The organism is uncultured Algibacter sp., assembly GCF_905480415.1.
In the GTDB taxonomy this organism is placed as follows: Bacteria; Bacteroidota; Bacteroidia; order Flavobacteriales; family Flavobacteriaceae; genus Algibacter_B.
The window spans coordinates 1-9,747 of record NZ_CAJQQI010000170.1 but is presented as its reverse complement, the minus strand read 5'-3'; the positions used below and the strand labels follow the sequence as shown (position 1 = coordinate 9,747).

Genomic DNA, 9,747 nt, shown 5'->3' with positions numbered 1-9,747 from the left:
AATAACATCCATCTCGGCTAAAGGATTTAAGCCTAAAGACAATCTATGATTATTTATAAGTTCTAGAATTTCGACTTCAATAGTTTTAGCTTCTTGAGAAAAAAGACTTAATTCCATAGCATCCGCTTTATCATCAATACTGTCTGTTGAACATGAAGAAAATGTTAAAACAGTAAACAATGCCAATAATGGCAACTTAAAAAATAACTTCATAGGTTAAGTGAATTTAGATTTGGTTCTGTAAAACTAACAGCCTAACCTGAAGTAAATGTTAATGAAATGTTAAAATCGTTTAAATACGTGTATTTGGTCGAATTTATAAGTTTTTAGTCGACGAAATGCAATATTCAAGAACTAAAACACGTATTTCAACGATGTTTTAGGGAGATAATCGATTAATTAACCAGCGATAGTCGTCTTGAAGTTTATAAAGAATTCGGTCATGAAGTCTATTTGGGCGTCCTTGCCAAAATTCAATTTCAACAGGTTTTACTATATAACCACCCCAATATTCAGGTCTTGGGATTTCTTTTCCTTCGTATTTAATTTCTAATTTTAAGAGTTTATCTTCAAGATATTTTCTATCATTTACAACATCACTTTGGTTAGATACCATAGCCCCTAATTGGCTGCCACGCGGCCTAGATTCAAAATAACCATCACTCAAATTCGTAGTAACTTTTTCGGCAATACCTTTTATTATAATTTGACGTTCAGCCCCATGCCAAAAAAAAGATAAACAAACATTTGGGTTGGCTTCAATAGCCTTTCCTTTTTCACTATTATAATTAGTATAGAAAATAAATCCTTCATAGGTATATTTTTTAAGCAGCACTACCCTATTCTTTGGGAAACCATCTAAGCCAAGTGTTGAAATAGTCATGGCATTCGTTTCGTCCTCTGCAAAATGATTGTCCACCTCATAAAACCAGCTTTGAAACAATTCTAAGGGGTTTTCAGGAACCTCATTTAAAAGTAGTTCGCTTTTTTCGTAAGATTTTCTATAGTTGCTTAAATCCTTTTCCATAACACTGCAATTTACGTGTTTTTTAAAATAATTTTGACACATTTTTTTATAATCTTAATACCAAACTTTGTTTCATGAAATTTGTCTACCGTATCAATATAAATAAACCAATTTGTGAGGTTGAAAGCATTTTGAAGATTCTGAACTTTATCTCAAATAATATTTAATAGAATGTAGCATTAAATAGAAAATAAAGATAAAATTGGTACTAAGTTTAAATTAATTTATTAAAAGTTTGATTTAGTTGAAATTATAATTCATAATAAAACTATTAAGTATTTTATGTTTGATAGAGGTAATTGACTTCATGGAACGTTTAATGAGTTTGATTAAAACTCAAAGGTTTTGCCATCTTCTGCTAATTCTACTTTATCAAAAACAACTTTAGCCTCGTCCTTAAAGGCATCTATGCCGCCATAGCGTGTTGAATAATGCCCTAATATCAAAGTATCCACATGAGCTTGTTTTGCTATACTGGCTGCCTCTTTTGCTGTAGAATGTTTTGTTTTTAATGCTAAATGTGCATGTTGCTCTAAAAAAGTAGATTCGTGATATAACACATCTGCATTTTTTATAATTGGAATAATATCTTCTTTATACATAGTATCACTGCAAAAAGCATAACTTTTTGGTTTAAGACCAGGTTTAGTAACGGTTTCATTTTTTATAGTTACTCCGTCTTCATTTTTAACATCAAAACCTTGTGTTAGTTTTCTATAATAAGCCATATTAATGTTCGCGTCTTCTACAGCATTCATTTTTAATTTACGCAAACCTTCTTTTTCTTTAAATAAAAACCCATTTGTATAAATTCGATGATTCAAAGGAATGGTATATACTTCAACTTTTTCATCTTCAAAAATTAATTCTGATTTCTTTGAAGTAAGCTCATGAAAATATAAATTATAGTTTGTCCAAGAATCAGCCAACTTCATTTGAAGTGTTACAATTTCTTTAATACCTTTAGGTCCGTAAATATGTAAATCCGTTTCACGCGTTAGCAATCTAAACGTCGAAATTAAACCTACTAAACCAAAAAAATGATCGCCATGTAAATGCGATATAAAAATATGCTTAATGCGATTAAACTTAATTTTATGTTTACGTAATTGCACCTGTGTACCTTCACCGCAATCAATTAAAAACATGTGGTTGTTAATTTCTAAAACTTGCGATGTTGTATTATTTAACGTGCGTGGTGTAGCACTATAACAGCCTAAAATAGAAAGTTTCATATTAGCTTAGCTGTTTATAGGTTAGTGCATCTTCAAGAGTAAACTTACTTTTAAAAGAGAATGCATAAGGCGTATCTCCATGTGTATTTAAATATTCTAAACGCTCTTTAGAATCTTGTAAAGTAGGTTCATAACCTTCAGGGATATACCAAAAAGCCATGTGCATCATTTTCATTTTACTGAACCATTCTTTTTTCCTTTTAAAAATTTCAACGTGTCCAGAATTGTAAGTATAGTTAAACAGAGCATCTAAATTTTCCCAAACAGACATGTTTATTAACAAAGAATCATCCTGGAAAACACGTCCTGCTTCATCTTTATCCTCATCCTGTAATCTCCAAATAAAACCATCGCTAGAATCTGCTAAAGCATTCATTTTGTCGATATTATTTATAAAACCTTGCATAATTGGGTCGTCCATATGGGCCAATCGTTTTGCAATATTTACTTGAGCAAGGTGCAGATTTCCCATTTTAAAACCCAAGATCGCGTTCCATATCTTCCATTTCAATGATATCGAAGGCCTCTTGAGTTGTTGGTACTACAACCAGTTCATCAGGAACGACATCTAAGTCTATTTTATTAGAAACTATAACAAAAGAATGCTTTGACGCTTTATGTGTGTTGGATAATTCCAAAAACTCTACTATTTCTGCTTGTGTTAAAGCATCTAAACTCGTTAAAGACACAATAATATTATGGTTCTTAAATTTTGGATATAGAGCCTGTAGCTTTTTAACCAACTCTATAACCGAAACTTTTTCTTGTGTAATTATAGATGTATTTCCGTTTTGATCAAATATCATAATCTATTGTTTAATTTTTGATGCTAATAAATAAATAACTGCCATTCTTACTGCTACACCATTTTGTACTTGGTCTAATATAATAGATTGTTTTGAATCTGCAACATCACTGGTAATTTCTACACCTCTATTTATTGGACCAGGGTGCATGATAGTAATTTCTTTATCTAAAGAATCAAGCAAGTCTTTATTCACTCCGAATTGTTGGGTGTATTCTCTAGTTGACGGAAAATAACTTATGTCCATACGTTCATTTTGCACACGAAGCATATTTGCTACATCACACCAATTCAAAGCCTTACGAAGATTTGTTTCAACTTTTACTCCAAGCTTATCAATATACTTAGGAATCAAGGTTTTAGGCCCACAAACCATCACTTGAGCGCCTTGTAATTGCAGTGCAAATATATTTGAAAGCGCTACTCTACTGTGCAAAATATCACCAACTATAACTACCTTTTTGCCTTTAACATCACCAAGTCTTTCTCGAATAGAATAAGAATCTAATAAAGCTTGTGTTGGGTGTTCATGAGCTCCATCGCCTGCATTTATAATACTTGCATTCACATGTTTTGACAAAAACACACCCGCTCCAGGATTAGGATGTCTCATCACAACCATATCTACTTTCATGGACAGAATATTGCTTACCGTATCTATTAAAGTCTCTCCTTTTTTAACAGATGATTGTGCTGACGAAAAATTAATAACATCGGCAGATAATCGTTTTTCAGCTAATTCGAAGGATAATTTTGTTCTGGTAGAATTTTCGAAAAATAAATTAGCAATGGTAATATCTCTAAGCGAAGGTACCTTTTTGATAGGTCTATTAATCACTTCTTTAAAATGATCGGCAGTTTCAAAAATAAGTTGGATATCTTGTTTGTTAAGATACTTAATTCCTAATAAGTGATTGACACTTAATTCGCTCATTGTTTATGATTATTTTTCAATTAAGTAAACCGAGTCTTCATTATCATGCTCTTTCCAATTTACTTTTACTTTTTCATTATTTATAACATCCACTTGCCTCCCTCTATAATTTGGTTGTATTGGCAAATGCCGACTAAACCGTCTGTCGATCAAGGTTAAAAGCTCAATTTCATTTGGCCTTCCAAAAGACTGAATCGCTGTTAAAGCAGCTCTAATACTTCTCCCTGTATATAATACATCATCCACAAACACAATATTTTTGTCTTCTACTATAAAGTTAATTTTTGTAGTATTCGCTTGAAGTGTTTTTTCTCCACGACGAAAATCATCTCTATAAAACGTGATATCTAAATGGCCTAATTTTATGTTTTTAACCTTGTAGTCCTCGGTTAGAATTTTAGCTAATCTATCTGCTAAAAACACACCACGGGGCTGTAAACCAATTAAAACCGTATTAGAAAAGTCGTTGTGATTTTCAATAAGTTGGCAAGCCAATCGATGAAGAATGATGTTTACCTCTTTAGCGTTAAGTAAAACTTTTTGACTCATATTACTTTCCAAACGTATTTGGATGGTAAAGATAATGCAAAAATTTAGAAGTTAAAACCATTAATGCTAATCTTTATTTAGGAGTAACCCTAGGGGGTCGGGCTTTCATTACTCGCTGCCTACTAAGTCGGCGAGCTCAAACAAACCAAGTAAACCCTTGCGCTACAGTTTACAACAACGCTATACTATACAGTTGTTTTATTGTGTTTACCCAAGTATGTTAATAAAAAAAGCCTTCAATTTCTTGAAGGCTTTAGTATAAATAAATAATTTTAGGAATCTAACTATTTCTTAGCTTTTGGCTTAGCTTTAGTAACTTTTCCGTCCATTTTATCTTTAAGAGCTTGTAAAGCATCATTAGCATCACCTAAAGTAGGTTTAGCTTCAGCAGCAGCACTAGCAGCTTTCTTAACAGCAGCTTTTACGTTTGCCATTTCTTCAGCTTTAAAAATAGCAGTATGCGATGCAACCACTCTTTTAAACTCTTTATTAAATTCAATTATTTTGAAATCTGCTTCCTCACCTTTAGTAAGTTTCTTTCCATCTTCTTTTTCAAGATGACGGGAAGGTACAAAAGCAACGATATCTTCGTTAAACTCAATAGTAGCTCCTTTATCAACTATTTCGAAAATAGATGCTTTATGAACTGTTTCTAAAGCAAACTCAGTTTCATATTTATCCCAAGGGTTTACAGTAGTTTGTTTGTGACCTAAACTTAATTTACGTCCTTCAACATCTAATTCTAATACCACAACATCTAGCTTATCACCAACAGCACAAAACTCAGATGGATGCTTAATTTTCTTAGTCCAAGATAAATCAGAGATGTAAATTAAACCGTCAATACCTTCTTCCAATTCAACAAAAACACCAAAGTTTGTAAAGTTACGTACAATACCTGTATGCTTAGAAGCTAATGGGTATTTAGTAGTAATATCTGTCCATGGGTCTTGCGTTAATTGCTTGATTCCAAGAGACATTTTACGATCTTCTCTATCTAAAGTTAAAATAACTGCATCTACTTCATCTCCAACAGAAACAAAATCTTGTGCAGAACGTAAATGTGTAGACCAAGACATTTCAGAAACGTGAATTAATCCTTCAACGCCATCTGCAACCTCAATAAAAGCACCGTAATCAGCGATTACAACTACTTTACCTTTTACTTTATCCCCAACTTTCACTTCTTCTGCAAGAGCTTCCCATGGGTGTTTAGATAATTGTTTAAGACCTAATTGGATTCTTGATTTGTTTTCATCAAAATCAAGGATTACTACATTAAGTTTTTGATCTAACTCAACAATCTCGTTTGGATGATTGATTCTAGACCAAGATAAATCTGTAATATGAACTAATCCGTCAACACCACCAAGGTCGATGAATACACCGTAAGAAGTAATATTTTTAACAATACCTTCTAATACCTGACCTTTTTCTAATTGACCAATAATTTCTTTCTTTTGTTCTTCAATATCAGCCTCAATAAGTGCTTTATGAGAAACTACTACGTTTTTGAATTCGTGGTTGATTTTCACAACTTTAAATTCCATAGTTTTATTTACATACTGGTCGTAATCTCTAATTGGTTTAACATCAATTTGAGAACCTGGTAAGAATGCTTCAATTCCGAAAACATCTACAATCATACCACCTTTAGTTCTGCACTTAACAAAACCATTTACAATTTCGCCAGTATCATGAGCATCGTTTACACGATCCCATGCTTTAATTACACGAGCTTTTCTGTGAGATAATACTAATTGCCCTGTTGCGTCTTCACGAACATCAATTAATACTTCTACTTTGTCTCCTACTTTTAAATCTGGGTTGTAACGAAATTCGTTTAAAGAAATAACACCTTCTGATTTTGCATTGATGTCAATAATCGCATCTCTATCGGAAATGTGCACTACTGTACCTTCAACTACTTCATCATCTAAGGTGTCAACGAAATTTGCTGCTACTAATTTTTCAAATTCTTTTAATTGTTGATCATCAACCTCATCAATACCTTCTTGGTAATTGTGCCAGTTAAAGTCTTTTAAGAATTTTTCAGGATTTGCTTGAGCTTCAGATACTACTGGAGCTTCTACTGTTGGAGCTTCTGTTGCTTCAACTTCAGTTTGTTTTGCTTTTTCAGCCATTTAAACTATTTAAATAATGCTTAGAGGTTTCAGTCTTTATGAAAACACGAAGGCATTAAAATTTGTATTCTGTATGTTTCGGAAGATTTATGCAAGTACCACACAGAAGTGTTATATTATTTTCAGTTTCATCCCCTTTATCTATCCGACGATTTGCTAAAAGGAGTGCAAAAATACATAATATTGATATAATTACCTAAAAATGAGAAAATAAAATAGTTGTGACTTTTACAAAAGATTGGGTCTAATATTTAGAAACAATATATTAACTAATATCTAATTAAACTATTCGAATATTTGAGTATATTGTTGATTACAAATTTTACAATAAAAACTTATAAAATCATGGTTAAAGCAAAGTATCAAGACGTGTTAAGCTTAGGCGAAGCATTAAATATTCAAAATGGAAATGTAACAGAAGAAAATGGTGTTCTTAAAATTAAAGGAACCGCTAACACGCTTTATGATAAGGATGTTCTTTGGGATAAAATAAAAGAAATAGGTGGCGATAACCCATCAGATATTATGGCAAACATTTCAGTTGCTGACGACAGTGTTTATGCTAGACATACTGTGAAAAGCGGTGAAACTTTAGGTAAAATTGCTAAGCATTATTATGGAAAAGCTTCAAAATATCAAGATATTTTTAAGGCTAATTCTGATATCTTAAAAAATCCTGATGTCATTCACCCAGATCAAGAATTGATTATCCCTAAATTATAGGAATACAATAGTATAAAAATTGAAAAGCGAATCCTTAATTAATTTAAAGGTTCGCTTTTTTTGTTCTTTCTAACTCTAAAAAAATCTATTCAATTCGGGCTAAGACCGGGAATTACTCGCAATCTTCTATAGTCATTTTAACTAATTGCAAAATTTTATTGAATTGCTCATCTAAAGTCATATTAGAATTATCAATTTCAATAGCATCTTCTGCTTTTACCAAAGGCGAATCTTCTCTATTAGAATCTAAATAATCACGCTCTTGAACATTATTTAACACCTCTTTGTATTCAACCTTATCACCACGTTCTATAAGTTCTTGAAAACGGCGTTCTGCTCTTGTTTGAGCGGAAGCTATCATAAATAATTTGAGTTCAGCAGCTGGAAAAACAACAGTTCCAATATCTCTGCCATCCATAATTACACCCTTATCTCGTCCCATTTTTTTTTGTTGCTCTACTAACTTTAAACGAACCTCTGATATTGCTGCTACTTGACTGACAAAACTAGAAACTTCAAGTGTTCTAATTTGCTTTTCAATATTTATGTCATTTAAATAAACTTCAGCGAAGCCTAAAGCTTTATTATACTTAAAACTGATATTAATATTTGATAATTGATAAATTAAAGCTTCAGAATTAAAATCATTATCGCTTATAAGCCCGTTTTGCATCGCATAAAACGTTACCGCCCTATACATTGCTCCACTGTCAACATATACGTAATTTAATTTTTTTGCCAGTTGTTTAGCAACAGTACTCTTTCCTGTTGATGAAAACCCATCTATAGCAATGGTAATTTTATTCATGAATTTAATTTATGTGAAACAAAAATAGGTATTTATTGCAAATCTATTTGCAAGCCGAAGAAGTTTGAATTTGCCGCACTTGTATATTTTGCATGAGTATAACTAAAACGCATTTTGTTCATTTTTATAGAAATACCAGCTGATAATCCAGAGAAATTTCGTTGATCTACGATTCTTAAGTCCTCTCCTCTCCTAAAATTATAGCCCAAACGAATATTAAAGCCACCTTCAGGAAATATTTCTGCTCCAACAATGGTATGCCTGATTACTTGACCTATAAAACCAATTTTATCTGAAGATTGGTTACCAGATAAATCGCTAGTTGTTCGTGCTGGGTTTGGTCTTGAAATTGGCCACTCTTGTAGGTTTTCTAGTGTTACGTGCCAACGTATTGGAACATTCTCCAAACGCTGAGACATTCCAAAAGCAACTTCAAATGGCAAACGCTCATTCCGACCCGCATAAGTAGTTATTTGAGAACCTAAATTCCTTATTACTAGTGCAGCATTAAAGTCTAAGTAGTTATTAATATAAATAAGCCCTACATCTAGTGCAGCTCCAAGTGAGTTATACTGTTCTAGTTTTGATGTAATTAATTTAGCACTAGCACCAAAATAAAAATCAGAATAATCTATTTGTGTTGCATAACCAAATGAGAGTGCTGCTTCGTTTCCTGTAAATGATCCTGTAGAATTTCCAGCTTCATCATATCCATCAAAAGAACCGTAATTTACATAGGTAATACCAGCATGGAATGTTTGTGTACGTCTATCAACTGTGTAAGCATATGATGCTGTTCCGTAACCAATACCTCCTAAATAACTGGTGTAATTCAGTGCTAATTGATTATCCATTTCTACATTAATAGTTGCTGGATTAAACATACCCTGTGTTACATCATAATCTACATTTGTTAACACTTTACCCCCCAAAGCTGCCTGTCTTGGTGAAGATACCAAATTAAGAAATTGGTATGTTGTTTCCCCTCCAACCTGAGCCATAGAAAAAGAAGCTATAGTTAAACAAAAAAGTGTGATAATTTTTCTTAACATATTTACGATACAAATTAAGTAAATCTATCTTAAAACGATAGCATGTATCTTTTATTTTACATCAAGAAAAAACCTCGAAATTAATCGAGGTTTTTTCTTGATGGTAATTATATTTTTTTTGCGTTTTTAACTTTCTGATCTGTTATTGCAAATCTTATTACATCACTCATATCTGTAACATAATGAAATGTTAACCCTTTTAAGTATTCAGGTTTTATTTCTTCAATATCTCTCCTGTTATCTTCACACAATAAAATCTCTTTAATTCTAGCACGCTTAGCCGCCAAAATCTTTTCTTTTATCCCTCCTACTGGAAGTACTTTTCCACGCAATGTGATTTCGCCTGTCATAGCTAAACTTTTCTTTACCTTTTTCTGAGTAAAAAGTGACACTAATGATGTTAACATGGTAACACCTGCACTTGGTCCATCTTTAGGTGTGGCGCCTTCCGGTACGTGAATATGCACATT

The 9,747-nt window shown here is 32.3% G+C and carries 11 protein-coding genes and 1 pseudogene; 1 reads left to right on the top strand and 11 read right to left on the bottom strand.

Features of this window, described 5'->3' with window-relative positions; genetic code table 11:
• The 8 genes and pseudogenes from QZ260_RS11740 to rpsA form a co-directional block, all read right to left on the bottom strand.
• A pseudogene (locus QZ260_RS11740) lies at positions 1–213 on the bottom strand (CAP domain-containing protein); the annotation flags it as partial.
• Between the two features lie 166 nt (positions 214–379).
• Complete coding sequence (gene pdxH / locus QZ260_RS11735) at positions 380–1,027, bottom strand: pyridoxamine 5'-phosphate oxidase (RefSeq protein WP_295986454.1); 648 nt, start codon at positions 1,025–1,027, stop codon at positions 380–382.
• 329 nt (positions 1,028–1,356) lie between these two features.
• Entirely contained in the window at positions 1,357–2,262 is a 906-nt protein-coding gene (locus tag QZ260_RS11730) for a ribonuclease Z (protein ID WP_295986453.1), read from the bottom strand.
• Position 2,263: 1 nt separating this feature from the next.
• A complete protein-coding gene (locus QZ260_RS11725; protein ID WP_271560038.1) occupies positions 2,264–2,734 on the bottom strand; it encodes a DUF3291 domain-containing protein in 471 nt (156 codons plus the stop codon).
• Position 2,735: 1 nt separating this feature from the next.
• Positions 2,736–3,068 (bottom strand): ribonuclease Z, encoded by a 333-nt coding sequence (locus QZ260_RS11720; protein ID WP_271560039.1) that lies wholly within the window; start codon positions 3,066–3,068, stop codon positions 2,736–2,738.
• Positions 3,069–3,071: 3 nt separating this feature from the next.
• Entirely contained in the window at positions 3,072–4,001 is a 930-nt protein-coding gene (locus tag QZ260_RS11715; protein WP_271560040.1) for an aspartate carbamoyltransferase catalytic subunit, read from the bottom strand.
• 9 nt (positions 4,002–4,010) lie between these two features.
• On the bottom strand, positions 4,011–4,550 hold the full coding sequence (pyrR, locus tag QZ260_RS11710; protein WP_295986448.1) for a bifunctional pyr operon transcriptional regulator/uracil phosphoribosyltransferase PyrR: 540 nt from the start codon (positions 4,548–4,550) through the stop codon (positions 4,011–4,013).
• Positions 4,551–4,834: 284 nt separating this feature from the next.
• Complete coding sequence (gene rpsA, locus QZ260_RS11705) at positions 4,835–6,694, bottom strand: 30S ribosomal protein S1 (protein ID WP_271560042.1); 1,860 nt, start codon at positions 6,692–6,694, stop codon at positions 4,835–4,837.
• Between the two features lie 345 nt (positions 6,695–7,039).
• Here rpsA and QZ260_RS11700 point away from each other — a divergent pair, with 345 nt between their 5' ends.
• Positions 7,040–7,417 (top strand): LysM peptidoglycan-binding domain-containing protein, encoded by a 378-nt coding sequence (locus QZ260_RS11700; protein ID WP_295986444.1) that lies wholly within the window; start codon positions 7,040–7,042, stop codon positions 7,415–7,417.
• A gap of 112 nt (positions 7,418–7,529) precedes the next feature.
• Here the strand turns inward: QZ260_RS11700 and cmk are convergent, their stop codons facing one another.
• The 3 genes from cmk to QZ260_RS11685 form a co-directional block, all read right to left on the bottom strand.
• On the bottom strand, positions 7,530–8,225 hold the full coding sequence (cmk, locus tag QZ260_RS11695) for a (d)CMP kinase (RefSeq protein ID WP_295986443.1): 696 nt from the start codon (positions 8,223–8,225) through the stop codon (positions 7,530–7,532).
• Positions 8,226–8,257: 32 nt separating this feature from the next.
• Entirely contained in the window at positions 8,258–9,277 is a 1,020-nt protein-coding gene (gene porQ / locus QZ260_RS11690; protein WP_295986442.1) for a type IX secretion system protein PorQ, read from the bottom strand.
• Positions 9,278–9,384: 107 nt separating this feature from the next.
• The coding region (locus tag QZ260_RS11685) for a S16 family serine protease (protein WP_295986440.1) at positions 9,385–9,747 on the bottom strand (363 nt) is incomplete at its 5' end.

Excerpts from the sequence above, each read along its gene's own strand:
- pdxH (WP_295986454.1), bottom strand. The coding sequence starts at position 1,027 with ATGGAAAAGGATTTAAGCAACTATAGAAAATCTTACGAAAAAAGCGAA.
- QZ260_RS11730 (WP_295986453.1), bottom strand. The coding sequence starts at position 2,262 with ATGAAACTTTCTATTTTAGGCTGTTATAGTGCTACACCACGCACGTTA.
- QZ260_RS11725 (WP_271560038.1), bottom strand. The coding sequence starts at position 2,734 with ATGGGAAATCTGCACCTTGCTCAAGTAAATATTGCAAAACGATTGGCC.
- QZ260_RS11720 (WP_271560039.1), bottom strand. The coding sequence starts at position 3,068 with ATGATATTTGATCAAAACGGAAATACATCTATAATTACACAAGAAAAA.
- QZ260_RS11715 (WP_271560040.1), bottom strand. The coding sequence starts at position 4,001 with ATGAGCGAATTAAGTGTCAATCACTTATTAGGAATTAAGTATCTTAAC.
- pyrR (WP_295986448.1), bottom strand. The coding sequence starts at position 4,550 with ATGAGTCAAAAAGTTTTACTTAACGCTAAAGAGGTAAACATCATTCTT.
- rpsA (WP_271560042.1), bottom strand. The coding sequence starts at position 6,694 with ATGGCTGAAAAAGCAAAACAAACTGAAGTTGAAGCAACAGAAGCTCCA.
- QZ260_RS11700 (WP_295986444.1), top strand. The coding sequence starts at position 7,040 with ATGGTTAAAGCAAAGTATCAAGACGTGTTAAGCTTAGGCGAAGCATTA.
- cmk (WP_295986443.1), bottom strand. The coding sequence starts at position 8,225 with ATGAATAAAATTACCATTGCTATAGATGGGTTTTCATCAACAGGAAAG.
- porQ (WP_295986442.1), bottom strand. The coding sequence starts at position 9,277 with ATGTTAAGAAAAATTATCACACTTTTTTGTTTAACTATAGCTTCTTTT.